Annotated in this window: 21 protein-coding genes; 12 read left to right on the forward strand and 9 right to left on the reverse strand. The window is 72.5% G+C overall.

The features are described 5' to 3' along the window. Nucleotides 1–42: 42 nt before the first annotated feature. The 4 genes from ABTY62_RS08145 to ABTY62_RS08160 all read left to right on the forward strand — a co-directional run bounded on the left by ABTY62_RS08145 (nucleotide 43) and on the right by ABTY62_RS08160 (nucleotide 5503). Nucleotides 43–2832 carry a helix-turn-helix transcriptional regulator gene (locus ABTY62_RS08145; RefSeq protein WP_352128565.1) on the forward strand — a complete coding sequence of 930 codons (2790 nt, stop codon included), beginning with the start codon at nucleotides 43–45 and terminating at the stop codon, nucleotides 2830–2832. 107 nt (nucleotides 2833–2939) lie between these two features. After that, nucleotides 2940–3848 carry an alpha/beta fold hydrolase gene (locus ABTY62_RS08150; protein ID WP_352128566.1) on the forward strand — a complete coding sequence of 303 codons (909 nt, stop codon included), beginning with the start codon at nucleotides 2940–2942 and terminating at the stop codon, nucleotides 3846–3848. Nucleotides 3849–3895: 47 nt separating this feature from the next. Further along, nucleotides 3896–4645 (forward strand): DNA repair protein RecO, encoded by a 750-nt coding sequence (recO, locus tag ABTY62_RS08155; protein ID WP_352128567.1) that lies wholly within the window; start codon nucleotides 3896–3898, stop codon nucleotides 4643–4645. 33 nt (nucleotides 4646–4678) lie between these two features. Next, a complete protein-coding gene (locus ABTY62_RS08160; RefSeq protein ID WP_352128568.1) occupies nucleotides 4679–5503 on the forward strand; it encodes an isoprenyl transferase in 825 nt (274 codons plus the stop codon). Nucleotides 5504–5522: 19 nt separating this feature from the next. On the opposite strand, the gene ABTY62_RS08165 is transcribed toward ABTY62_RS08160, so the two are convergent. After that, a complete protein-coding gene (locus ABTY62_RS08165; RefSeq protein ID WP_352128569.1) occupies nucleotides 5523–6284 on the reverse strand; it encodes a hypothetical protein in 762 nt (253 codons plus the stop codon). Between the two features lie 181 nt (nucleotides 6285–6465). On the opposite strand from ABTY62_RS08165, the gene ABTY62_RS08170 reads away from it, so the two are divergent. Next, nucleotides 6466–7845 (forward strand): TerD family protein, encoded by a 1380-nt coding sequence (locus ABTY62_RS08170; RefSeq protein WP_352128570.1) that lies wholly within the window; start codon nucleotides 6466–6468, stop codon nucleotides 7843–7845. A gap of 94 nt (nucleotides 7846–7939) precedes the next feature. Here the strand turns inward: ABTY62_RS08170 and ABTY62_RS08175 are convergent, their stop codons facing one another. From ABTY62_RS08175 to ABTY62_RS08190, 4 genes are all read right to left on the reverse strand, one after another. Next, nucleotides 7940–8359 carry a Fur family transcriptional regulator gene (locus tag ABTY62_RS08175; RefSeq protein ID WP_311722563.1) on the reverse strand — a complete coding sequence of 140 codons (420 nt, stop codon included), beginning with the start codon at nucleotides 8357–8359 and terminating at the stop codon, nucleotides 7940–7942. A gap of 89 nt (nucleotides 8360–8448) precedes the next feature. Beyond that, the gene (locus ABTY62_RS08180; protein ID WP_311722564.1) at nucleotides 8449–9375 is read right to left on the reverse strand and encodes a metal ABC transporter permease; all 927 of its coding nucleotides are present in this window, start codon (nucleotides 9373–9375) and stop codon (nucleotides 8449–8451) included. Between the two features lies 1 nt (nucleotide 9376). Continuing rightward, nucleotides 9377–10213, reverse strand: a complete 837-nt coding sequence (locus tag ABTY62_RS08185; RefSeq protein WP_352128571.1) for a metal ABC transporter ATP-binding protein — start codon at nucleotides 10211–10213, stop codon at nucleotides 9377–9379. A 64-nt stretch (nucleotides 10214–10277) separates the two neighbouring features. Then, nucleotides 10278–11255: a metal ABC transporter substrate-binding protein gene (locus ABTY62_RS08190; RefSeq protein WP_352128572.1), complete on the reverse strand. Its 978-nt coding sequence runs from the start codon at nucleotides 11253–11255 to the stop codon at nucleotides 10278–10280. Between the two features lie 229 nt (nucleotides 11256–11484). Between ABTY62_RS08190 and ABTY62_RS08195 the strand changes: the two genes are divergently transcribed. Beyond that, nucleotides 11485–12867: a glycine--tRNA ligase gene (locus tag ABTY62_RS08195; protein ID WP_352128573.1), complete on the forward strand. Its 1383-nt coding sequence runs from the start codon at nucleotides 11485–11487 to the stop codon at nucleotides 12865–12867. 120 nt (nucleotides 12868–12987) lie between these two features. Then, a complete protein-coding gene (locus tag ABTY62_RS08200) occupies nucleotides 12988–13281 on the forward strand; it encodes a hypothetical protein (protein WP_352128574.1) in 294 nt (97 codons plus the stop codon). Here the strand turns inward: ABTY62_RS08200 and ABTY62_RS08205 are convergent. Continuing rightward, nucleotides 13250–13771: a hypothetical protein gene (locus ABTY62_RS08205; protein ID WP_352128575.1), complete on the reverse strand. Its 522-nt coding sequence runs from the start codon at nucleotides 13769–13771 to the stop codon at nucleotides 13250–13252. The genes ABTY62_RS08200 and ABTY62_RS08205 overlap by 32 nt on opposite strands. Before the next feature lie 183 nt (nucleotides 13772–13954). Here ABTY62_RS08205 and ABTY62_RS08210 point away from each other — a divergent pair, with 183 nt between their 5' ends. Together ABTY62_RS08210 and ABTY62_RS08215 are read left to right on the forward strand one after the other, a co-directional pair. Continuing rightward, the gene (locus ABTY62_RS08210) at nucleotides 13955–15148 is read left to right on the forward strand and encodes a sensor histidine kinase (RefSeq protein ID WP_352128576.1); all 1194 of its coding nucleotides are present in this window, start codon (nucleotides 13955–13957) and stop codon (nucleotides 15146–15148) included. Further along, on the forward strand, nucleotides 15136–15780 hold the full coding sequence (locus tag ABTY62_RS08215) for a response regulator transcription factor (RefSeq protein WP_352128577.1): 645 nt from the start codon (nucleotides 15136–15138) through the stop codon (nucleotides 15778–15780). The genes ABTY62_RS08210 and ABTY62_RS08215 overlap by 13 nt, the downstream gene beginning before the upstream one ends. Nucleotides 15781–16423: 643 nt before the next feature. On the opposite strand, the gene ABTY62_RS08220 is transcribed toward ABTY62_RS08215, so the two are convergent. After that, nucleotides 16424–17437 (reverse strand): amidohydrolase family protein, encoded by a 1014-nt coding sequence (locus ABTY62_RS08220; RefSeq protein ID WP_352128578.1) that lies wholly within the window; start codon nucleotides 17435–17437, stop codon nucleotides 16424–16426. A 307-nt stretch (nucleotides 17438–17744) separates the two neighbouring features. Between ABTY62_RS08220 and ABTY62_RS08225 the strand changes: the two genes are divergently transcribed. Then, nucleotides 17745–18881: an MFS transporter gene (locus tag ABTY62_RS08225; protein ID WP_502997426.1), complete on the forward strand. Its 1137-nt coding sequence runs from the start codon at nucleotides 17745–17747 to the stop codon at nucleotides 18879–18881. Between the two features lie 163 nt (nucleotides 18882–19044). Next, the gene (locus ABTY62_RS08230; protein WP_352128580.1) at nucleotides 19045–19950 is read left to right on the forward strand and encodes a DMT family transporter; all 906 of its coding nucleotides are present in this window, start codon (nucleotides 19045–19047) and stop codon (nucleotides 19948–19950) included. A gap of 2 nt (nucleotides 19951–19952) precedes the next feature. Here ABTY62_RS08230 and ABTY62_RS08235 read toward each other — a convergent pair whose 3' ends face one another. Then, the gene (locus ABTY62_RS08235) at nucleotides 19953–21413 is read right to left on the reverse strand and encodes an MFS transporter (RefSeq protein WP_352128581.1); all 1461 of its coding nucleotides are present in this window, start codon (nucleotides 21411–21413) and stop codon (nucleotides 19953–19955) included. Nucleotides 21414–21503: 90 nt separating this feature from the next. Between ABTY62_RS08235 and ABTY62_RS08240 the strand changes: the two genes are divergently transcribed. After that, nucleotides 21504–22379, forward strand: a complete 876-nt coding sequence (locus tag ABTY62_RS08240; RefSeq protein ID WP_352128582.1) for a helix-turn-helix transcriptional regulator — start codon at nucleotides 21504–21506, stop codon at nucleotides 22377–22379. Here ABTY62_RS08240 and ABTY62_RS08245 read toward each other — a convergent pair. Further along, nucleotides 22352–23815 (reverse strand): MFS transporter, encoded by a 1464-nt coding sequence (locus ABTY62_RS08245; protein ID WP_352128583.1) that lies wholly within the window; start codon nucleotides 23813–23815, stop codon nucleotides 22352–22354. The two genes, ABTY62_RS08240 and ABTY62_RS08245, sit on opposite strands and share 28 nt — an antisense overlap. Nucleotides 23816–23847: the final 32 nt, after the last annotated feature.

The raw sequence follows: 23847 nt of genomic DNA on the forward strand, positions 1-23847 counted from the left end.
CGCCGGACCCGTTGCGCTCACGAGCACAGCAGGGGGGACCGTATGCCAGGGGGCCGACTCGCCGGACGCGCGGACGAACGCGCGGCGCTCGCCGAGCTGCTGGACGGCGTCCGGTCCGGCGCCGGGCGGGTCCTGGTGCTGCGGGGCGAGCCCGGCGTCGGGAAGTCCGCGCTGCTGCGGTACGCCGCGGAGCAGGCCGCCCCCGCCACGGTGCTGCGCGCCACCGGCGCCGAACCCGAGACGGGGCTCGCGTTCGCTGCCCTGCATCAGTTGCTGCGGCCGGTCGCCGGGCTCATCGACGCGTTGCCCGGTCCGCAGCGGGACGCGGTGCGCGGGGCGTTGGGGCTGGCCGCGCCGCCCGCCGCGCAGGATCGGTTCCTGGTGGCCGCGGGGGTGCTGTCGCTGCTGGCCGAGGCCGGGCGGCAGCACGGGCTGCTGTGCGTCGTCGACGATTTCCACTGGGTCGACCGGGCCTCCGCCGACGCCCTGCTGTTCGCCGCGCGCCGCCTGGACACCGACGGCGTGGGGCTGCTGATCGCCACGAGGGACACCCCCGACACCCGGTACGCGCTGCGCGACCTGCCGGAGCGGCGGCTGACCGGGCTGGACGTCGCCGACGCGGCCGCGGCCCTCGCCGGCTGGGCGGCCGTGGAGCCCTCGCCGCGGGTCGCGGCGCTGATCGCGGAGGCCACTGATGGCAACCCGCTCGCCCTCCAGGAGACCGCCGAACTGCTGACGGCCGGCCAGCTGACGGGTCACGAGCCGCTGCCCGACCCGCTGCCGCTGGGGGAGGGGGTCACCGCCGTCTACGGCGGCCAGCTCGCCGCACTGCCCGCCGGGACCCGCCGGGTGCTGCTGGTCACCGCGCTCGACGGGCGGGGCGACCCCCGGGTGGTGCTGGCCGCCGCCGCCCGGCTCGGGGCCCCGGAACGGGCGCTGGAGCCGGCCGAGGCCGCCGGGCTGCTGGTGGACGGGCCCGCCGCGATCACCTTCCGGCACCCGCTGATCCGCTCCGCGGTGCACGCCGCCGCGAGCCCGGCGGACCGGCGCGCCGCCCACGAGGCGCTGGCCGCGGTCCTCGGGGCGGCGGGCGACGCGGACCGCCGGGCGGGGCACCTGGCCGCCGTGGCCATCGGGCCCGACGAGGAGATCGCCGCGGACCTGGCCGCCGCTGCCGACCGGGCCCGCGCCCGGGGCGGCTACGCGGACGCCGCCGACGCCCTCACCCGCGCCGCGCAGCTGACGCCCGACCCCGCCGCCCGGGCCCGCCGGCTGACCGACGCGGCCGTGGCGGCCTGGCTCGGCGGGCGACCGGGCCAGGCGCACAGCGCGCTCGCGGCGGCCGGAGAGACCGCCGAGGACCCCGGCCTGCTGGCCGAACTCGCCCAGCTGCGCGGCCGCTTCGCGCTCAACTCCGGGGACGCGGCCGAGGCGTTGCGTATCTTCCTCGCCGCGGCGGACCAGGCACCCGACCGGCTCCAACTGCTCGCGGACGCCGCCGAGGCCGCCTCCTACGTGGGCGACAGCGACGCCACCGTGCGCATCGGCCGGCGTGCCGAGGCCCTGTCCGAGCCACCGCCGCCGGGTTCCGCGGACGCGTTCGTGCGGGACGTCCTGGCCGGGTCCGGTGCCTTGCAGGGCGGGGACCCCGAACGCGGGGTGCCGCTGCTCAGACGGGCCCTGGCGGCCGTCCCGGGCGACACGGCCGTCCCGGACGACGCGGGTGACGCGGGCGGCGCCGGCGACGCGGGCGAGGCCGCCACCCTGCTGTGGGCGGCCGCCGCCGCCAGCCTGCTCGGCGAAGGGGACGCCGCGGCCGCGTACGGGGCGCGGGCCGGTGCGGTCGCCCGGGTGTCCGGAATGGCGGGCACGCTGCCCGTCGTCCTGGAGAACGCCGCCACCGCCGAGCGGATGAACAGCCGGTTCGCCCTGAGCACCGCCCTGTCCACGGAAGGGCTGGCGCTCGCCCGGGAAGCGGGCATCAGCAACTCCGCGGCCGCGCACCTGGCCAACCTCGCGGTCTGCGCCGCGGTGCGCGGCGAGGAGGACGTCTGCCACACCCACGCCCGACAGGCCCTGGCCATCGCCATTCCGCACCGGCTCGGACTGCGCGTCGGCGTGGCCTCCTACGCCCTGGGCGTCCTCGACCTCGGCCTCGGCCGGTTCGCCCAGGCGCACGAGCGACTGGCGGCGCTGGTCGACGCGGGCCCGGGCGCCGGACACCCCGTGGTCGTATGGGGGTCGGTCGCCGACCGGGTCGAGGCCGCCGTGGCCGCCGGGGACGAGGCCGCCGCCCGCACCGCCGTGGCCTTCCTGGAGCGGTGGTCGGCGCACGCGGCGTCGGCGCGCTCCCGGGCGCTGCTGGCCCGCTGCCGCGCGCTGGTGGCCGAGGACGACAAGGCCGTGTCGCTGCTGTACGAGGCGCTGGGGCACCTCGCCGTCGACAGCGGGGCCGCGTACGACCGGGCCCGTACCGCGCTGCTGCTGGGCGAGCGGCTGCGCCGCGCCCGCCGGGTCGGCGAGGCGAGAGGGCATCTGCGCCAGGCCATGGAGGTCTTCCAGCGGCTGGCGGCCGAACCGTGGGAGCGGCGCGCGCGGGGCGAGCTGCGGGCCGCGGGGGAGAGCGCCGACCGCCCGGCGCCGGACGCGCTCGCCGCGCTCACCCCGCAAGAGCTGCGGATCGCCCGGCTGGTGGCCCAGGGCGCGGCCAACCGCGAGGTCGCGGCCCAGCTGTTCCTCAGCCCCCGCACCGTGGAGTACCACCTCTACAAGGTCTACCCGAAGCTGGGCATCAGCTCGCGCGCGGAGCTGACCCGGCTGCTGCTTCAGTAGCCGCCACCAGTAGTCGCCACCAGTAGCCGCCACCAGTGGTTCTACGGATGGCACCGATGGCCCGTCCCGGCAGAGTCGTCCCCGTCAACGAGAGAAGAGAGACACGCATGACGGTAGAAGGACAGCTGGTCACGGTCGGCGACATCGAGCTGTGGGCGGAGGAGTTCGGCGACCCCTCCCATCCGCCGGTGCTGCTCATCATGGGGTCGATGACCCAGGGCCTGCTGTGGCCCGACGAGTTCGTGGGCCGCATCGCGGCCGCCGGCCACCGGGTCATCCGCTACGACCACCGGGACGTCGGCCGGTCCACGGCCCGGGACTTCGAGGCCCACCCCTACACCTGGGCGGCGCTCAAGGACGACGCCCTCGGCCTGCTCGACGCCCTCGGCATCGACCGGGCGCACGTGGTCGGCCACTCCGCGGGCGGTCTGCTCGCCCAGTGGATCGCCGCGGACCACCCCGAGCGGGTGGCCACCCTCACGGTGATCGGCTCCTCGCCGCTCGGCGCCCGCGAGGGAGAGGTGCTGACCCGTGCCCTGCTCGGCGAACCGCAGCCGGCGGGCAGCCTGCCGGAGCCGCGGCCGGAGTTCCTCGAGTTCTTCCGGGCCGCCATGACGGCCGCGCCGCCCGGCACCCGCGCCGAGGCCATCGACTTCCAGATCGCGATGGCCAGGGTGATGAACGGAACGGCGCTGCCGTTCGACGAGGACGCCCAACGGCGGCTGGAGGAGCTGCTGTTCGACCGCGCCCGCGACCCGCGCACCACGGCCAACCACCGGCTGGCCGGAATGGCCGACCTGGCGTTCGAACCCGTCGGCGCGCTGGTCAGGGTGCAGGCGCCCACCCTGGTCGTCGAGGGCACCTGCGAACCGGCCAAGCCCGGACACGGGCAGCTGATCGCGGAGGCGATCGCCGGGGCCCGGCTGCTGATGGTCCAGGACATGGGCCACATGATCGCGCCGGAGGCGGTCGATCCGGTCGCGACGGCGCTCATCGCCCACTTCGCCGCCGCCTGAGCGGATGCCGTTCTCCGCGGCGTCCGCCGTCATGGAGAATGAGCGCCATGAGTCTGTTCCGCGACGACGGCATCGTGCTGCGCACCCAGAAGCTGGGCGAGGCGGACCGGATCATCACGCTGCTCACCCGTGGTCACGGCCGGGTGCGGGCCGTGGCCCGGGGGGTGCGGCGGACGAAGTCGAAGTTCGGGGCGCGGCTGGAACCGTTCAGCCATGTCGACGTGCAGTTCTTCTCGCGCGGTGGCGGCGAGCTGGTCGGCCGCGGGCTGCCGCTGTGCACGCAGAGTGAGACCATCGCTCCGTACGGCAGCGCCATCGTGACCGACTACGCCCGCTACACCGCCGGTACGGCCATGCTGGAGACCGCCGAGCGGTTCACCGACCACGAGGGCGAGCCCGCCATGCAGCAGTATCTGCTGCTGGTCGGCGCGCTGCGGACGCTCGCCTCGGGGGAGCACGAGCCGCATCTCATCCTGGACGCGTTCCTCCTCCGTTCCCTCGCCGTGAACGGCTACGCGCCGAGCTTCGACAACTGCGCGAAGTGCGGCATGCCCGGGCCCAACCGGTTCTTCTCGGTCGGCGCGGGCGGGGTGATCTGCGGGGAGTGCCGGGTGCCCGGAAGCGTCGTACCCTCGGCGGAGGCGCTGATGCTGCTGGGCGCGCTCCTGACCGGGGACTGGGCGACGGCGGACGCGTGCGAGGCGCGGCACGCCCGGGAGGGCAGCGGGCTGGTGGCGGCTTATTTGCACTGGCACCTGGAGCGGGGGCTCCGGTCGCTGCGGTATGTAGAGAAATAGACCACGGAAGCGTTGAGAGGGAGACGGCAGGCAATGGCACGACGCGGGATTCTGGGCCGACAGCGACGCGAGTACCGGGCCCCGGACCAGCACCCCTCGGGTGCCCGTCCGCCGAAGATCCCCGGTGAGCTGGTGCCGAACCATGTGGCGGTCGTCATGGACGGCAACGGCCGCTGGGCCAAGGAGCGCGGGCTGCCGCGCACCGAGGGGCACAAGGTGGGCGAGGGCGTGGTCCTCGACGTGCTCAAGGGCTGTCTGGAGATAGGGGTCAACAACCTCTCCCTCTACGCCTTCTCCACCGAGAACTGGAAGCGCTCGCCCGACGAGGTCCGCTTCCTGATGAACTTCAACCGGGACGTCATCCGCCGCCGCCGCGACGAGATGGACGAGATGGGCATCCGTATCCGCTGGGTGGGGCGGATGCCGAAGCTGTGGAAGTCGGTGGCTCAGGAGCTCCAGGTCGCGCAGGAGCAGACCAAGGACAACGACGCCATGACCATGTACTTCTGCATGAACTACGGCGGCCGGGCCGAGATCGCGGACGCGGCGAAGGCGCTGGCGGAGGACGTCAGGGCGGGGCGTCTCGACCCGTCGAAGGTCAACGAGAAGACCTTCGCGAAGTACCTCTACTTCCCGGACATGCCGGATGTGGATCTCTTCCTGCGGCCCTCGGGCGAGCAGCGCACCTCCAACTACCTGATCTGGCAGAGCGCCTACGCGGAGATGGTCTACCAGGACGTGCTCTGGCCGGACTTCGACCGCCGTGACCTGTGGCGGGCCTGCCTGGAGTACGCCTCCCGCGACCGCCGCTTCGGCGGGGCGATCCCGAACGAGGCCCAGAAGGAGAACCAGAAGTAAGGGCCCAGGGCGGCGGTGCTCACGCGTAGCCGGTCTGCGCGGTCGACCAGCGCATGCCGCCGCCCGCCAGATGCTCCAGATACCCCGCGTCGCTCACCGTCACCGTGATCTCCGCGTAGGGCCACTCCTCGAACGGGCGGTCCCGCAGCAGCCGCCACGCCCGCCAGTACTCCAGGTCGACGGGGTCGTGCCAGGTGAGCATGGCTTCCCGGTCCTCTCCCGGCTCCCAGGGCTCGCGGTCGCTCTCCAGCGCCGCGACCTCGCTCCACAGCGGCACATTGAGGACCGGGCCGCGCTCGTAGGAGGTCACGATCTCGGCGGCGCGCCGGGCGAACTCCTCCGGATCGCTCCTGGTGAACACGTACGACGAGCTCGGGTCGCGGCCCGAGCTCCAGCCCAGCTTGTACACGTCTTCGGCCCGGCGCCTGGGCTCGGCGACGGTCCTGCCGTCGTCCGCGAGGATGTATCCGCCGCTGTTGACGCGGATCATCTTGCCCAGGATGAGGTCGTAGACCTCCGAGAGATCGTCCTTCAGCCGCATGCCGGCCACGATCTCCTTGCCCCGCTCCTTGGAGATGGGGCACCGGTCCCCGCGGTGCACCTCCGGGCCGTCGTCGCCCAGGAATCCGTTGGTCAGCAGATACCAGGCGTCCACCAGCAGGGCCAGCGGGAAGGTGCGAACGGAGGGAACGCTCGCCGCGTCGGGGTTGATGATGTGCACCTTGCCGCGGAAGGTCGGGCCTTCGACGGCATCGATGGACACGGTGTAGAGATCGGTCATGGCGTGCGTCCCCCAGTCGGTCCGGCAGTGGTGATCCCTGCTGGTCACCACCATCAAGAACCGTAACCGCCGCCACCGACAACCGTGTTGGGGGTCAGGCGCGCCCGACCGTGTGCGCATTCGGCGACCTGTGGCATGATCCGCTCGCCGGCCCACGATGTGAAGAAAAGGTGATGGGGGAATGATCAAGGGTGGCAACACCTTTGTTCCGTCCGTGCCGCTGCGGATCGCCGTGCGGAGCGGGCTGGACGCCTCGGCCTTGCTCCTGACGGAGGGCGGGAGGGTTCGGGGGGACGGGGATGTCGTGTTCCACGGCGCGCCGGTCCATCCGTCGGGCGCCGTGCGGCTGGCCGGGGATGGGGACGGGGGTGAGGGCGACGGCACGGTGTGGCTGGAGGTCGGCCTCACCGCGATCGAGGAGGAGATCGTCCGCGTCCTCGTGGTCGGCTCGACGGACAGCGGCGCGATGCGGGACGTGGCCGGGCCGTCGGTGGAGGCGTTCGCGCCGGACGGTACGTCCATCGCCCGGTACGACGTGACCGACGGCGGCGGCGAGACGGCCATGGTGCTGGCGGAGCTGTACCGGCGGGCGGGCGGCTGGAAGTTCCGCGCGGTGGGCCAGGGGTACGTGGACGGCCTCGCAGGCCTGGCGACGGACCACGGCGTGGACGTGGCGGAGGACGGCCAGGCCCAGGTCCAGGCCCCCTCCGCGTCCCCGGAACCGCTTCCCGTACCGGCACCGGTGCCGACCCCCACGCCCACGCCGACGCCGACCTTGGTGGTGCCGCCTCCCGCGCCGGGCCCGGCGTACCCGGCGGACTGGTCGTTCGGCGCGGTCTTCGAGCCGTACGAGCAGGACGGCCGGGACAACGACGTGATCACGGTGGACGGACTCCCGCAGGGGCCGGTCATCGTCGAACTCACCCTCGAGGGCGGGGGATACACCGGCCTGTGGACCCTTGACCAGCGGAACAAGAAGAAGGACAACCTCGTCAACAGCACCGAGCACGCCTTCCGGGGGCGGCTGCTGACCGAGGTCCCCGGGCGCGGGCCCCTGCGCCTGCGGTTGCAGGCGGAAGGCCCCTGGCAGCTACGGGTGTTGCCGCTGGCGGCGGGCCGTCGGCTGACCGAGGAGTGGCTGGAGTGGGGCGGCCCCGACGTTCTGCTGCACACGGCGGGTACGGCCGACCTCGCCATCCGTTACCGAGGCGACGACAACCTCATCGTCCACCTCTACGAACTGGCGGAGTACAACGACCCCACGGCCCTGCCCGGGTACGAGAACGCCGTCAACGAGATCGGCAGGCGGCGAGAGACCGTGCCACTGCCCGAGGGGCCGGTCATCGTGCACCTGGAGATGGCGGACGGCCCCTGGCAGGCGCGGCTGAAGGGGCTGCGGCCGCACAGCGGGCCGCCCATGCCCATGCCCACGCCCCCGCCGGCCCCGGCTGCGGCAGCGCCCATCCCCGTCCCGGCGCCCGTCCCCGCGCCCGTCTCGCCCCCGGAGAAGGTGTCCGAGGTCCGCAAGGTGCGGGACTGGCTGCGACGGGGGAAGCGGTAGTGACGTTGCGGTGAGTCGTTGCGGTGAGTATGGGACGGCGACACGCCGCGACGACGGCGTGCCGGTGTCCCGAACTCACCGCAACGTCGGCGAGCTACACCTTGGGCGGCGTCGCGCAGTCCCCACAGGTGCCGAAGATCTCGATCGTGTGGGCCACGTCCACGAAGCCGTGTTCCGCGGCGATCGCGTCGGCCCACTTCTCCACGGCCGGGCCCTCCACCTCGACCGCCTTGCCGCAGGTGCGGCAGACCAGATGGTGGTGGTGCTCGCCGCTGCTGCATCGGCGGTAGACGGCCTCGCCGTCGGTGGTGCGCAACACATCGACCTCGCCCGCGTCGGCGAGGGACTGGAGCGTGCGATAGACCGTGGTCAGGCCGACGGAGTCGCCGCGGTGCTTCAGCATGTCGTGAAGCTCCTGCGCACTGCGGAACTCGTCCACCTCGTCCAGCGCAGCCGCTACCGCCGCCCGCTGCCTGGTGGACCGGCCGCGTACTGGGGGACCCGCGGTCACCACAGTTGCCTCCTCAACATCGCCTGCTCGTCGCCTGCTCGTACGTCGCGCATCCGCGTGGCCATTGTGCCAGGGAAAGCAGGGCGCACGGGCTAGAGCAGCACATCATCCGTTTCGCCCGCTCCAGCGGAGGCGGAGGCGGCGGAGACGCGCGCGCCGGGGACCGGGAGCGTGCAGCGCTCCTCGGCCGCCGCGGCCCTCCGTGCGCGTCTTCTCGCCAACGGGGCGGCGAGCGCGGTGATCGCGGCGAACACGGCGATGGCGAGGACGACGATGCTCGCGCCGGGCGGGACGTCCTCGTAGAAGGAGTACACCGTGCCGGAGAGCGTCACCACGATGCCGATCGCGACGGCGAGCGCGAGCGTCATCGCGAAGCCGCGCGTGGCCTGTTGGGCGGCCGCGACCGGGACCACCATCAGGGCGCTGACCAGCAGCAGGCCCACGACGCGCATGGCCACGGTGACGGTGACGGCGGCGGTGATGGCCAGCAGCAGGTTGAGGGTGCGCACCGGCAGGCCGGTCACCCGCGCGAACTCCTCGTCCTGGCAGACCGCGAACAGCTGGCGGCGCAGCCCGAGGGTGATCAGCACGACGAAGGCCGCGAGGAAGGTGATCGCGGTCACGTCCTCGCGGGAGACGGTGGTGATCGAGCCGAAGAGATACGTGGTGAGGTTGGCGTTGGAGCCGGTCGGCGAGAGGTTGATCAGCAGGACGCCGCCGGCCATGCCGCCGTAGAAGAGCATCGCGAGGGCCAGATCGCCGCGCGTCTTGCCGTACCAGCGGATCAGCTCCATGAGGACCGCGCCGAGGGCGGAGACCACGACGGCCGTCCACACCGGGTTGGTGCCGGTCAGAAAGCCGAGCGCGACGCCGGTGAGCGCGACATGGCCGATACCGTCGCCCATGATCGCCTGGCGGCGCTGGACGAGGTAGATGCCGACGGCGGGGGCGGTGATGCCGACCAGGACGGCGGCGATCAGCGCCCGCTGCATGAACGCGTAGTCGAGGATCTCCAGCATGTCAGGTCAGCAATCCCGTCCGGATCGGTTCGGCGTCGTGCGCCGCGTGCGGGTGTACGTGGTCGTGGCCCGGCAGCGCGTGCTGGCCCACGGCCTTGGGCGGCGGGCCGTCGTGGACCACACAGCCGTCGCGCAGCACCACCGCGCGGTCGATCAGCGGCTCCAGCGGGCCGAGTTCGTGGAGCACCAGCAGCACGGTGGCGCCCTGGGCGACCTGCTCGCGCAGGGTGCCGGCGAGGATCTCCTGGCTGGCCAGGTCGACCCCGGCCATCGGCTCGTCCATGATCAGCAGTTCGGGCTCGCCGGCCAGCGCGCGGGCGATCAGCACCCGCTGGTGCTGGCCGCCGGACAGCGCGCTCACCGAGTCCTTGGCGCGGTCGGCCATGCCGACGAGCTCCAGCGCCCGCCGCACCGCCGCCCGGTCCGCCGCGCGCGGCGGACCCAGCCGCCTGCGGGTGAGCCGCCCGGTGGAGACGACCTCGCGGACGGTCGCGGGGACGCCGCTGGCGGCGGTGGTGCGCTGCGGTACGTAGCCGATGCGGGCCCAGTCGCGGAAGCGGCGGCCGGGGGTGCCGAACAGCTCGAGATCGCCGCCTGACAGCGGCACCTGGCCGACGACGGAGCGCACCGCCGTGGACTTGCCTGAGCCGTTGGCGCCGAGCAGCGCGACCACCTCGCCGCGCCGTACGGCCAGGTCGACGCCGCGCAGCACGGGGCGGCCGCCGAGCGAGGCGGTGGCGCCGCGCAGCGATATGACCGTCGGGGCCTCGTCCGAGGAGGCCTTGGCGGTGTTCTCGGTGTTCTCGGGGGATGGCTCCGTGGCGGGTTCCGGCTTCATACGGCTTCCTCCGCTCGTCGTTCGCTCGTCATTTCGCGCCTCATCTCGGGCCTCATCTGGGGCCTCACTTGGTGCCCAGGGCCTTTTCGAGCGCCTTGAGGTTGGCGTGCATGACCTCGAAGTAGTCGCGGCCCTTGGACTTGCCGCTGATGCCCTCGATCGGGTCGAGCACATCGGTGCGCAGCCCCAGGTCGCCCGCCAGGGTCTTGGCGGTCTTGTCGCTCACCAGCGTCTCGAAGAAGACGGTGCCGACCTTGTCCTTCTTCGCGATCTCGTGCAGGTCCTTCACCCGGGCGGGGCTGGGCTCGGACTCCGGGTCGATGCCGGAGATGGCCTCCTGGCGCAGACCGTAGCGCTCGGCGAGGTAGCCGAAGGCGGCGTGGGTGGTGATGAAGGTGTCCGAGGCGCGGTTCTTCAGGCCCGTCCGGAAATCGTCGTTCAGCGCGCCGAGCTGCTTGACCAGCGCGGCGGTGTTCTTCTTGTAGACGGCGGCGTGGTCGGGGTCGGCCTTCTCCAGCGCCTTGCCGACACCCTCGGCGACCTGGGCGTAACGCACCGGATCCAGCCAGATGTGCGGGTCGGAGCCGGCGTCCTCGCCGGAGTGGCCGTGCTCGCCCTCTCCGTGCTCGTCGTGCCCGTGTTCATCGCCCGCCACCTCGGTACCGTGGTCTTCCAGGGAGGTGTACGAGGATGCTTCGGCGACGTGCTTCGGCTCGGCCTGCTTGACGGCGGCGTCGACGGCCGGCTGGAGCCCCTTGAGATAGACGACCAGACCGGCCTTGCTCAGATCGGCGGTCTGCCGGGCGCTGATGTCCAGGTCGTGCGGTTCCGTGCCGGGCTTGGTCAGACTGGACACATGGACGTGACCGCCGCCTATGCGCTCGGCGAGGAACTGCATCGGGTAGAACGACGCCACCACATCCAGTTTGCCGTCCGTACGGCCGTCCGTCGTATTGGCGGAGCAGGCTGTGAGCGCGGTGGCCAGGCCGAGAACGGCGACTCCGGCGACGGCGGCCGGGAGGATGGGGCGACGTATGTTCATGACTCTCATTTTCAACAAAGATGGAAACCATTGTCAACAACGGTCCGCTTGTTGATCGGTTCGCTTACCGATTTGATCCGAGGGGTGGAGCCGCCGGTAACCTGAAGCATTCGCTTTGTCGTCCGCACGCCGTCCGCAAAGCCGCCATCAGCCATAACAGAGTCGTCTCACACAGCCGTCTCACCGTCTCACTCAGTCGTCATCAGCCGTCATCAATGAAGAGAGCACCGTGGCCGCCGACAAGATCGACACCATCGTCAGCCTGAGCAAGCGCCGTGGCTTCGTCTACCCGTCCAGCGAGATCTACGGCGGGCAGCGAGCTGCCTGGGACTACGGACCGCTCGGCGTGGAGCTGAAGGAGAACATCAAGCGTCAGTGGTGGCGCTCGATGGTCACCTCACGCGACGACGTGGTCGGTCTCGACTCGTCGGTGATCCTCGCCCGCGAGGTCTGGGAGGCGTCCGGCCACGTCGCCACCTTCACCGACCCGCTCACCGAGTGCACCTCCTGCCACAAGCGGTTCCGCGCGGACCACCTGGAGGAGGCGTACGAGGCCAAGCACGGCCGGCTGCCCGAGAACGGCCTGGCGGACCTGAACTGTCCGCACTGCGGCACCAAGGGCAGCTTCACCGAGCCCAAGCAGTTCTCCGGCCTGCTCTCCACGCACCTCGGCCCGACCCAGGACTCCGGCTCGGTCGCCTATCTGCGCCCCGAGACCGCGCAGGGCATCTTCACCAACTTCCTCGCCGTGCAGCAGACCTCGCGCCGGAAGCCGCCGTTCGGCATCGCCCAGATCGGCAAGTCCTTCCGCAACGAGATCACGCCGGGCAACTTCATCTTCCGTACGCGTGAATTCGAGCAGATGGAGATGGAGTTCTTCGTCAAGCCGGGCGAGGACGAGACCTGGCAGGAGTACTGGATGGAGCAGCGCTGGAACTGGTACCGCGACCTGGGCCTCCAGGAGGCCAACATCCGCTGGTACGAGCACGCCAAGGAGAAGCTCTCCCACTACTCCAAGCGCACCGCCGACATCGAGTACCGCTTCAACTTCGGCGGCTCGGAGTGGGGCGAGCTCGAGGGCGTGGCCAACCGCACCGACTATGACCTGAAGGCCCACTCCCAGGCCTCCGGCCAGGACCTGTCGTACTTCGACCAGGAGGCCGGCGAGCGCTGGACGCCGTACGTCATCGAGCCGGCGGCGGGCGTGGGCCGCGCCATGCTGGCCTTCCTCCTCGACGCGTACGTCGAGGACGAGGCGCCCAACGCCAAGGGCAAGATGGAAAAGCGCACCGTGCTGCGGCTCGACCCGCGCCTCGCGCCGGTCAAGGTCGCCGTGCTGCCGCTGTCCCGCAACCCGCAGCTCTCGCCGAAGGCCAAGGGGCTCGCGACCGACCTGCGCAAGCACTGGAACATCGAGTTCGACGACGCGGGCGCGATCGGCCGCCGCTACCGCCGCCAGGACGAGATCGGCACGCCGTTCTGCGTCACCGTCGACTTCGACACGCTCGAGGACAACGCGGTGACCGTGCGCGAGCGCGACACGATGAAGCAGGAGCGGGTCTCCCTCGACCAGATCCAGTCCTACCTGGGCGGCCGACTGATCGGCTGCTGACCAGGGCGTTCAAAGACGCGATCAGGCCGCTACGGGCCCTGGCGCCGCGGGTAGACTGCCGCGGCGCCAGGGCCCGTCGGCTCTGCGCGGAACGGGGGTTCTGGAATCGTGCTGCGAGGTGTGACGCATCACATCACGGCCACCCGTGAGGACGGCACCGTCTTCGAGGTGAGCTACGGATACGGCGCCAGGCAGCGGCGGCTGCTCGGCTGTCTGCACTGCGACTGGGAAGAGCAGATCACCTACGGCGGCGCCCGGCACAAGGGGCTCGACCACCTCGCCCAGGCTCACGGCGCGGTCGGCAGCCCGACCATGACGGCCGACCCCCGGGCGCGGCGGCAGGTCCTCTGGGCGATGACCGTCTGCTTTCTGATCTCCGTGGTCATTTTGTGGTGGGCGACGTCTCAGACCTGAGGGCGGTGTCGGTGTCTACGTCGGCGTCGGCGTCTGTGTTGGCGGGGCCTGTCCTGCGGTCCGTCTTCAGGGCCAGCGCCGCGCACACCACCGCCAGTGGCAGCTCCGCGCACACCGCCATGGCCAGGGCCGTGGCCAGCTCGGCGCCCGGGGCCGCCGTCACGGTATCGAACCACGCGTCCACCACCAGCAGCGCGCAGGTCGCCGCCGCGGTGAGCCGGTGGCGGCCGTCGCCCCGCCGCCGCAGCAGCCCGGTGGCCACCAGCCCGAGCGCCTCCAGCGCGTCCAGGCCCGCCCAGGCCACGTTCCAGCGGCCGACCTGGGCCGTGGGCGGCAGCGTCGTCGTCAGCACGACGAGCCAGGGGACCAGCGCGGCGCCACTGACGAGGAGCACCGACTCCACGGCCCGGGTAGTCCGGGTTGCCCGGGCGGCCCAGGGCGCGCGGGCGTTCCGTGCGGGGCGGGCCGTGGGGGCGTACAGGGCGCTCATCAGAGCTGATCTCCTTCCGGCCCGACTCGGCTCGGCTGCTTCTCGGGCACGGTGATCAGCCTCCCCGGCGCGGACGCGCCTGTCGGTAACGCGAGTTGCCGAACGGGGGTGGCACTAGTTGCACCCCCGATCCGGGTACGGGCGTGAACGACCCGCCCCGAAGCGCCGGTCTAAGGTCGGCGCATGAGACTCCCCACCGCGCCACGAGCAGCGCTCGCCCGGCTGCGGCGCGACGCGGTATTCGGGCTCGCGGGCATATCCGTGCAGTTCCTGGCCCTGTTGGTGTTGAGCGTGCCGTGGCTGGTCTTCAGCGACACCGCGATGCCGCTCCTGGGCGTCCTGGCCGCCGTCGCCCTCCCGGCCGCCGCCCTGGTCGCCCTCAGCCCGGCGTTCACCCGTATGCAGCGGCGCCGCTTCACGGCCCTGCTCGGCATCGACATCCCCGGCCCGGCGCGCCGGGTGTCGGAGCTGCGCTACAACCTGCTGGTCGGGCCCGCTGTCGCGGCCGGCGGGGTGCTGGTCTGTGGCTTGACTCTGGTGGGGCTGGCGGCCACGACCGTGTTCATCTGGAGCGTGCCCGGAGGGCGGCTGAAGTTCCTCCCCAACACCACCGCGGTCGGGTATCTCACCGTGGCCGGCGTGGTCATGCTCGCCCTCGCGTACTGGCTGACCGGCGCCCTCGTACGGTTCGACCTCCGGGCCGCCACCGCGCTGCTCGGCCCCGACCCAGCCAAGGCCCTGGAGCGCCGGGTCGAGGACCTGACCGAGCGCCGCGCGGGCACCGTCGACGCGGCCGACGCCGAACGCCGCCGCATCGAGCGCGATCTGCACGACGGCGCCCAGCAGCGGCTCGTCTCCATGGCGGTCAACCTCGGCCTCGCCAAGGCCACGCTGAGCGATCTGCCCGAAGAAGCGCGCAAGGTCATCGACGAGGCGCACCGCGAGGCCAAGGAAGCCATCGAGGAACTGAACAACCTGGTGCGCGGGCTGCACCCCGCCGTTCTCGACGACCGCGGCCTCGACGCCGCCCTCTCCGGCATCGCCGCCCGCGCCCCGCTGCCGGTGCGGCTGCACATCGACATCCCCGAGCGCCCCGCGCCCACCGTCGAGGCCGTCGCCTACTTCGTCGTCTCCGAGTCCCTGGCCAACACCACCAAGCACGCGGACGCGACGGGGGCCGAGGTCACGGTCGTGCGGACGGCCGACATACTGCGGGTGGTGATCGCCGACGACGGGGTCGGCGGCGCCGATCCCGCCCGGGGCAGCGGCCTCACGGGGCTCGTGGGGCGCGTGGGCTCCGTGGACGGGACCTTCGACCTCAGCAGCCCCCGCGGGGGCCCGACCGTCATCACCGTGGAGCTGCCGTGCGTGCTGTGATCGCCGAGGACTCGGTCCTGCTGCGGATCGGCCTGGTGAAGGTCCTCCAGACCGCGGGCTTCGAGGTCGTGGCCGAGACGGATGACGCGGACGGCCTGCTCGCGGCGGTCGAGGAACACCGCCCCGCCATCGCGGTCGTCGACGTCCGTATGCCCCCCGGCTTCACCGACGAGGGCGTACGGGCCGCGCTGCTGATCCGGCACCAGTGGCCGGACACGGCGGTCCTGCTGCTGTCCCAGTACGTGGAGGAGCGCTACGCGGCGGACCTGCTGACCGCGCACACCAGCGGGATCGGCTACCTGCTCAAGCAACGCGTCGCGGACGTCGAGGACTTCATCGCCGCCCTCCACCGCGTCGCCGGCGGCGGCACCGCGCTCGACCCCCAGGTCGTCGCCCAACTCCTCGTCCGCCGCCACCGCGACCCGCTGGACCGGCTGACCGCGCGGGAGCGGGAGGTTCTGGAGCTGATGGCTCAGGGGCGGTCCAACGCGGGGATCGCGGAGGGGTTGGTGATCAGCGAGTCGGCTGTGGCGAAGCACATCAACAGCATCTTCGTGAAGCTGGACCTGCCGGTGGCGGAGGGGGATCACCGGCGGGTGCTGGCGGTCCTGCGCTTCCTGGGCGTCGGCTGAAGTTTCCCCTCCCCGCCCCTTCCCGAACCGGGGCTCCGCCCCGGACCCCTGCTTGGGGCTCCGCCCCGGGCCCCTCGGGGCTGTGCCCCGGCCCCGCTTGGGGCTGAGGCCCGGGCCCCCTTGGGGCTGCGCCCCGGGCCTTGCTTGGGGCTGCGCCCCGGACCCCCTCGGGGCTGCGCCCCGGGCCCCTCGGGGCTGTGCCCCGGGCCCGCTTGGGGCTGTGCCCCGGGCCTTGCTTGGGGCTGCGCCCCGGACCCCCTCGGGGCTGCGCCCCGGGCCCCTCGGGGCTGTGCCCCGGGCCCCTCGGGGCTGTGCCCCGGGCCCCCTCGGGGCTGCGCCCCGGACCCCCTACTTGGGCTGAGGCCCGGGCCCTGCTTGGGGCTGTGCTCCGGACGCCGCTTGGGGCTGTGCTCCGGACGCCGCTTGGGGCTGTGCCCCGGACCCCCGCTCGGGGCTGAGGCCCGGGCCCCTACTTGGGCTGAGGCCCGGACCCCCCTTGGGGCTGTGCTCCGGACGCCGCTCGGGGCTGCGCCCCGGAGGCCGCTTGGGGCTGTGCCCCGGCCCCGCTCGGGGCTGCGCCCCGGACCTCAGCCCGGTGGCCCATGGAGAACCGCGTGCGGGCCTCACTCGGCCGCGTCGGGCGTCACCGCCGCCCTTCCGCGGCCGCCTTCATCCCCAGGAACCGGCGGCCGTTCGCCTCCAGCGTCGCGGCGTCGATTCCGTGGCCGAGCAGGAATCCGACCGGGTCGGGCTGCGCCATGTCGAAGGGGTAGTCGCTGCCGCAGACGATCCGGTCCGGTGACGCATGCGAGCGCAGCAGCGTCAGCACCTGCGGATCGTGGGTGACCGTGTCGAAGTACAGCTGCTCGAACGACTCCGCGGGCGGCCGGGTACTGCCCCGGTGCACATCCTCGCGGGACCGCCAGCCGTGCCCCCATCTCCCGATCAGGGAGGGCGCGCAGCCTCCGCCGTGTACGAAGCAGATCCGCAGGCCGGGCAGGTCCTCCAGGACGCCGCCCAGGACGACCGAGGCCACGGCGGTCGTGGTCTCCACCGGGTTGCCGATCAGGTTGACCAGGTAGTGGTGGTCCCATTCCGGGCGCGGCAGTTGCATCGGGTGCACCAGCACGGACAGCCCGAGCCCGGCGGCGACGCCGAGCACCTCCCGCAGGACGCCCCGGTCGTAGGAGCGGCCGTCGACCACCGGTGGCACGGCGATGCCCGCGACGCCGTCCGCCCCGGCGAGCCGCGTCAGCTCCCGTCGGGCAGCGGCGACGTCGTCCAGCCGTACCAGGCCGAGCCCGACGAGCGTTCCGTCCGTGTGGGACACCGCGTCGGCGAGCCGCTCGTTGTAGGCGGCCACGTAGTCGTCCGCCTCGGACGGCACGTGGACCGGAAAGGCGAAGGGCGGCGCCGAGATGGCGCGGGCGCCGAGCCCCGCTTTCCGCGTGTCCGCGACGATGGCGTCGATGTCGGTCATCGCCGCGGTCGGGAACGACAGGGGAACGTCTCCGAGGAAGAGCGCGCCATCCCGGTCGTGCATGCCGCCGAGCGGGTTCCCCGGCGGCAGGCCGAGCAGTTCACGCGGCAGCCAGTGCGCGTGAACGTCGACGACTCCGGGGCGGATCGTGGGCAGGGCCACGACTTCAACGTACACACACGGGACGTCCTCCGCGCGGGCAGGAGCACGCCGAGAGCGGTCATCTGCGATCGAGATAACTGACATCCAGATCCATCGCCGGGAAGGGGGAAGCGATGAGGGGTCCCCCGCGCTGTACCCCCGTGAGAGCAGCAAGGAAGCCGCTCGACGATCACCATCAGGCGTCAACGAAGAAGGTCCCGTGTCCCAGACAACCGAGCTGCGCAGCTCCGAGCCGCGCACATCCCACCGCGCCGCGACCAGCGTCCGCGCTCCCCATGGCGTCCCGGGCTGGTTGGTCGCACTGCTGGCCGTCGCCTCCGGCATGACGGTCGCCAACCTCTACTACGCGCAGCCCCTGCTGTCCTCGCTGCGCGACGTCTTCCACATCACCACGGCCACCGCGGGCGTCCTCATCACGCTCACCCAGGTCGGTTACGTGATCGGCATGCTCTTCCTGGTCCCGCTCGGCGACCGATTGGAGAAGCGGAGCCTGATCACCGCCCTGCTGACCGTCACCACCCTGGCCCTGGTCGCGGCCGGCCTCGCCACCAGCTTCCCCATGCTGCTGATCGCCTCCCTGATCAGCGGTGCCACCTCGGTCGTCGCCCAGATCCTGGTGCCGTTCGCGGCAAGCCTGGCCCCCGACCACGCCCGCGGCCGGATCGTGGGCCGGGTGATGAGCGGCCTGCTCACCGGCATCCTGCTCTCCCGCACCGTGAGCAGCCTGGTCTCGGACATCGCCGGCTGGCGCGTCGTCTACCTAGGCTCCGCGGTCCTGATGGCCGTCCTGGCCGTGGCCCTGCGGGCAGCGCTGCCGAAGCACGCGCCCACCACCACCGTGCCGTACCACCACGTGCTGCGCTCCACCGTCGCACTGGTGCGCACCCATCCGGTGCTGCTGCGCCGCGGCCTGTACCAGGCGGCGATGTTCGGCGGTTTCAGCGCCTTCTGGACCACCGTCTCCTACGTCCTGACCAGCTCCCCCTTCAACTACTCTCCCATCGGCGTCGGCATCTTCGCCCTTGTCGGAGCCGCCGGTGCGGCCATCGCCCCGCTGGCCGGGCACTGGGCCGACCGCAAGCTCGTCCGCCCCATGACCGGTGTCGCGTTCGCCGTCGCCGCGGTGGCCTTCGCGGTCGCTGGCTTCGGTCAGCACAGCATCGTGCTGCTCGCCCTGGCCGCGATCGCCATCGACATGGCCGTGCAGACCACCCTGATCCTCGGCCAGCACACCATCTACCAGCTCGACGCCGGCGCCCGGGCCCGCCTCAACTCGGCCTTCATCGCCACCTTCTTCCTCGGCGGCGCCCTGGGCTCCCAGGTCGGCTCGATGGCCTACCGTGCCGGCGGCTGGGGTGCGGTCAGCGCCATCGGCGCAGCCCTGCCCGTGCTGGCGCTGCTGTACTGGCTCACCGAGCGGCGGGCCGCCGGACGGAAGGCGGTCCCTGTTTCCGAGTGAGCATCCCGTTCGAGCCCGGTGCGGTCCGTGACTCACGGACCGCACCGGGCTGTGGTGGCCACGGTGTGTGACGAAACCACTCAATATTGGCCAAAGCTTCCATGGGGTGCCATCGTGGACCAGATCCGGACTCGACGTGGAAGTGGTACGAGGTACGACTGGGATGATTGTGGCGGTCATGTTCGCCGTGCTCGCTGCGGGCAGCAACGCCATGGGAACCGTGCTGCAACGGCGAGCGGCCCTGGAAGTGCCGGACTCCTCGGCCCGCCTCGGGCTCGTCCGGCACCTGCTGCACAGTCCGGTCTGGTTCGGCGGCATCGTGGGGGTCGTATGCTCCGCGCTCTTTCAGGCTCTGGCCCTGAACACCGGGACCCTGGCGGCCGTCCAGCCCGTCTTCATCCTCGAACTTCCCCTGGCTCTCCTGGCCGGCAGCGCGGTGTTCCGCGTGCGGGTGTCGCGCAGGGCGTGGCTCAGCGTGCTCTGCATCTTCGTGGGTCTGGCCGTCGCGCTGTTCTCCGCGTTCCCTTCCGGAGGGCGCTCCCAGGTGCCGGGGGTCTGGTGGATGCCGACGCTCGCCGCCCTCGGCGGGGCCGGCGCCGCGCTCGCGCTGGCCGGACTCCGGCGCCCGCGGGGTCTGGCGCGCGCCGCCTGCCTGGCGGCCGCGGCCGCGATCGGCAACGCACTCACCGCGGCACTGGTCAAGTCCGCAATGGGAACGCTCAGCGAGAAGGGGGCGGCGGCGTTCTTCCTCACCTGGCAGACCTACACCTTCGCGGCCGTCGGATCGCTCTCGATCTTCCTGCTCGGATACGCCATGCAGGGCGGCCCGATGATCGCGTCCCAGCCGGCCCTCACCCTGGGAGACGCCGCGGTCAGCTTCTGCCTCGGCGTCACGCTCTTCGCGGAATCGCCGCGCCGCGGACTATGGCTCCTGCCCGCGCTCCTGGGCGTCGCCCTGCTCGGCTACGGCGTCTTCGCCCTGTCCCGCACCAGGTGCCTGGTGAACTGCGTCAACCCGGACGAAGACGCACCGCAGCGGGACGGGGAACCCGTCACAGCCGCCATGTGACGTCACGCCAGCAGGCGGGGGAGGCGCAGGCTCAGCAGGCCGGTTATGACGATGCCCACGAGCTGGATGGCCAGGGTTCTGGCCAGGGCGTCGCCCATGCCCATGGATGGGCTCAGGGTCAGGAAGAGCGTGCCGAGGGTGGCCACGCCCAGGGCCAGCGCGGACTGCTGGGTGGTGACCATCACCCCGCTGCCGACCCCGGCCCGCTCCGCGGGGACCTCGGCGAGGATGCCGCGGATCAGGACCGGGAGTTGCAGGCCCTGGCCGAAGCCGGCGATGGCGATGCCGGGCGCCAGGTCGGCCAGGGACAGGCCGGTCCAGTCGCGCTGGACGGCCAGCATCAACAGGACGATGCCGACGGCCTGGAAGACCGCGCCCGCGGTCACCACGCGGTTGCCGTACCGGCTCACCAGGCGCGGGCCCATCAGCGAGGCCACGAAGAAGGCCGCGGCCATCGGCGTCAGCGCGAGACCGGCCTCGACGGGCCCGTACCGCAGGCCCTGCTGGAGCGCGACCGCGATGACGAACATGAAGCCGCCGAAGCCCGCGCTGAACGGAAGGATCATCAGCAGGCCCCGCCGCAGCCCGGGCAGGGCGAACAGGCTCGGCGGGAGGAGCGGGACGCGGCCGGAGGATTCGAGGCGCCGCTCGGTGACGTAGAAGGCGACCGCCGCGACGGGGAAGGCGCCGAGCAGCAGCCAGGTCCACAGCGGCCAGCCCGCCGCACGGCCCTCGGTGAGCGGCAGCAGCAGCGCCACCAGGGCGAGGGCCAGCAGCGCGGTGCCGGGCACGTCGACGGGGGCGGGGTGCTTGGAGCGGGTCTCCGGGACCGCGCGGGCCGCGACGACCAGCCCGGCGGCCGCGACCGGCACATTGACCAGGAAGACGGCGCGCCACCCCGTGCCCGCGACATCGGCGGCCACCAGCACGCCGCCCAGGATCTGCCCGGCCACCATGGCGAGGCCGGCCGTGGCGCCGTACAGGCTCACCGCGCGGGCGCGGCGCGGGCCGGAGGTGGTGGCGTGGATGGTGGCGAGCACCTGGGGGAGCAGCAGCGCCGCCGCGGCGCCCTGCGCCACGCGGCCCGCCACCAGGGTCCAGGCGTTGGGCGCGAGGCCGCAGGCCAGGGACGTCACCCCGAAGGCGGCCATGCCGGCGAGGAAGAGCCTGCGCCGGCCGAAGGTGTCGCCCAGCCGGCCGCCGAGGACCAGCAGCACGGCGTACGCGACGCCGTATCCGGCGACGACCAGCTCCAGCAGGGCGGGGCCCGCGTTCAGGTCGCGGTCCATGGCGGGCAGGGCGACGTTGACGATGAAGAAGTCGATCAGGGGGAGGGCCGCACCGAGCAGCACGGTGAACAGGCCTAGTGCGTTCAGGGACCCGTCTGCGTCGCTCGGGGCTCTGGTGGCCCCGCGTGCCGGGGCCTGGGTACGGATGCTTGTCTGGGTCACGACTACGACCATCGCGCCCGGCTCAGACGGGTACCAGAGTGTCTTTATCCTGGTACTGGAACTACCTGGCAACCGGCTGAGCCCTCAGGCACCCTGGATCCCATGACCACTATGGCGCAGGAGACCACGGCCGGGGCTGCCGTCACCGATGTACGGCGGGGCGAGCTGGCGGCGTTTCTGCGCAGCCGGCGCGAGCGGATCACCCCCGAGCAGGTGGGCCTGGAGCGCGGGCGGCGCAGGCGCACGCCGGGGCTGCGCCGCGAGGAGGTCGCCCAGCTGGCCGCGGTCGGGGTCACCTGGTACACGTGGCTCGAACAGGCCCGGGACATCCATGTCTCCACGCAGGTCCTCGATTCGATCGCCCGCGCGCTGCTCCTGGACCGCAGCGAGCGCGAGCACCTGTTCGCGCTCTCCGGGGCCGTCGACCCGAGCCCCGGCGGCGAGTGCACCGCCGTGACGCCCGCGCTGGGGCTGATGCTGGAGCAGCTGGAGCCGTTCCCGGCCTGTGTGCAGAACGCCCGGCTGGACATCCTCGCGTACAACCGCACCCACGGGCGGCTGCTGTGCGACCTGGACGCGGTGCCCCCGGAGGACCGCAACTGCCTGTGGTTGTCCCTCACCCACGGGGAGTGGCGCGCCAGCATGGCCGACCCGGACGAGACGATCCGGGCGATGGCCGCCAAGTTCCGGGCGTCGATGGCCGAGCATCTGGCCGAGCCGCCGTGGAAGGCGCTGCTGAAGCGGTTCCAGGACGCCTCGCCCGAGTTCCGCGAGGTCTGGGCGCGGCATGAGGTGCTGCGCCCCGGCGACCGGGTCAAGGTCTTCCGCCAGGCGCAGGTGGGCACGCTCCGGGTCACCGGCACCAATCTGTGGATCGGCCCCGGCACCGGGCCCAAGCTGCATGTCTACACCCCGGCGGACGACGAGACGCGGGAGCGCCTGGAGCGGCTTCAGGCACTGGTTCTCGCCGAGGCCTGAGCGGGCACGCGTTCCTCGTCGCCGAACAGCGCGGCGGCGCGGCGGGCGGTGGTGGCCGCCCACTTGCCGGTGGTCGCCAGCCCGAGCAGCAGGATCGCGGCGCCGCATCCGGCGATGATCCACCACGCGGGGCGGGCGGCGTCCGTGAAGCGCGTGGCGGAGGCCGTGGCGCCCGCCGCGCCCGAGGCAAGCACCGCGCCGATGACCGCGACGCCGAGCGACTGGCCCACCTGGCGGCTGGTGGAGGCCACGGCGGCCGCGACCCCGGCCTGGGTGCGCGGCATCCCGGACACCGCGGTGTTGGTGATGGGCGCGTTGACCAGGCCGAAGCCGATGCCGAACAGCACATAGCCGATCAGCAGCAGCGCGTCGGTGGCCTGGGCGTCGAAGGCCGCGAACAGCACCCCGCTCAGCCCCATCGCCGTCCCGGCCAGCAGCAGCGGCATACGTGGCCCGCGGCTGCCGACCAGCCGCCCGGACAGCGGCGCGAAGACGAAGCACATGGCGGCCATCGGCAGCATCCACAGCCCGGCGTGCAGCGCGCTCAGCCCGCGCACGTCCTGGAGATACAGCGTGTTCATGAACAGGAACCCGCCCAGCGCCGCGAAGGCGCTCACCGCTATCACCGTGGCCCCGCTGAAGGGCGCGCTGTGGAAGAAGCGCAGCTCGATCAGCGGCTCGGTGCGCCGCCGCTCGTACGCCACGAGCGCGACCAGCGAGGCGGCGGAGACCGTGATGCACGTGGCGATCAGCGGCGAGCCCCAGCCCCGGTCGGGCGCCTCGATGATCGCGTACGTGAGCGAGCCGAGCAGGGCGGCGACCAGCACCTGGCCCACCGGATCGGTCCGGCGCGGCTTCGGGGCGCGCGACTCGGGCACGTAGCGGGCGGTCAGCACCAGGGCCAGAAGCCCTATCGGCAGATTGAGCCAGAAGATCGAGCGCCAGCCGACCGACTGCACCAGCACCCCGCCCACCAGCGGCCCGGCGGCCATGCTGATGCCGACGACCCCGCCCCACACGCCGATCGCGCGGGCCCGCTCCCGGGGCTCGGTGAAGGTGTTGGCGATGATCGACATGGCGACGGGGTTGAGCATCGAGCCGCCGACCGCCTGCACCATGCGGAAGCCCACCAGCGCCTCCAGGTTCGGCGCGAGGCTGCACAGCGCCGAGCCGAGGGTGAAGACCACCAGGCCGGTCTGGAAGGTGCGCTTGCGCCCCACCCGGTCCGCCGTGGAGCCCGCGAGCATCAGCAGCGCGGCGAGCACCAGCGTGTACGCGTCGATCGTCCACTGCATGCCCGAGACGGAGGCGTGCAGGTCACGCCGCATCGAGGGCAGCGCCACATTGAGGACGGTGTTGTCGAGGCTGACGAGCAGCAGGCTCATGCAGCAGATCGCCAGCACGAGCAGCCGCCGCCGTTGGCTCAGCTCAGGCATGATTGAACGCTACATCGACATCCACCGTCTTT

Source organism: Streptomyces sp. NPDC097640, from assembly GCF_040302705.1.
Lineage (GTDB): Bacteria > Actinomycetota > Actinomycetes > Streptomycetales > Streptomycetaceae > Streptomyces.

Coding starts and splice junctions, on each gene's coding strand:
- ABTY62_RS08145 (WP_352128565.1), top strand. CDS start 43: ATGCCAGGGGGCCGACTCGCCGGACGCGCGGACGAACGCGCGGCGCTC.
- ABTY62_RS08150 (WP_352128566.1), top strand. CDS start 2,940: ATGACGGTAGAAGGACAGCTGGTCACGGTCGGCGACATCGAGCTGTGG.
- recO (WP_352128567.1), top strand. CDS start 3,896: ATGAGTCTGTTCCGCGACGACGGCATCGTGCTGCGCACCCAGAAGCTG.
- ABTY62_RS08160 (WP_352128568.1), top strand. CDS start 4,679: ATGGCACGACGCGGGATTCTGGGCCGACAGCGACGCGAGTACCGGGCC.
- ABTY62_RS08165 (WP_352128569.1), bottom strand. CDS start 6,284: ATGACCGATCTCTACACCGTGTCCATCGATGCCGTCGAAGGCCCGACC.
- ABTY62_RS08170 (WP_352128570.1), top strand. CDS start 6,466: ATGATCAAGGGTGGCAACACCTTTGTTCCGTCCGTGCCGCTGCGGATC.
- ABTY62_RS08180 (WP_311722564.1), bottom strand. CDS start 9,375: ATGCTGGAGATCCTCGACTACGCGTTCATGCAGCGGGCGCTGATCGCC.
- ABTY62_RS08185 (WP_352128571.1), bottom strand. CDS start 10,213: ATGAAGCCGGAACCCGCCACGGAGCCATCCCCCGAGAACACCGAGAAC.
- ABTY62_RS08190 (WP_352128572.1), bottom strand. CDS start 11,255: ATGAACATACGTCGCCCCATCCTCCCGGCCGCCGTCGCCGGAGTCGCC.
- ABTY62_RS08205 (WP_352128575.1), bottom strand. CDS start 13,771: ATGAGCGCCCTGTACGCCCCCACGGCCCGCCCCGCACGGAACGCCCGC.
- ABTY62_RS08210 (WP_352128576.1), top strand. CDS start 13,955: ATGAGACTCCCCACCGCGCCACGAGCAGCGCTCGCCCGGCTGCGGCGC.
- ABTY62_RS08225 (WP_502997426.1), top strand. CDS start 17,745: ATGACGGTCGCCAACCTCTACTACGCGCAGCCCCTGCTGTCCTCGCTG.
- ABTY62_RS08230 (WP_352128580.1), top strand. CDS start 19,045: ATGATTGTGGCGGTCATGTTCGCCGTGCTCGCTGCGGGCAGCAACGCC.
- ABTY62_RS08235 (WP_352128581.1), bottom strand. CDS start 21,413: ATGGTCGTAGTCGTGACCCAGACAAGCATCCGTACCCAGGCCCCGGCA.
- ABTY62_RS08240 (WP_352128582.1), top strand. CDS start 21,504: ATGACCACTATGGCGCAGGAGACCACGGCCGGGGCTGCCGTCACCGAT.
- ABTY62_RS08245 (WP_352128583.1), bottom strand. CDS start 23,815: ATGCCTGAGCTGAGCCAACGGCGGCGGCTGCTCGTGCTGGCGATCTGC.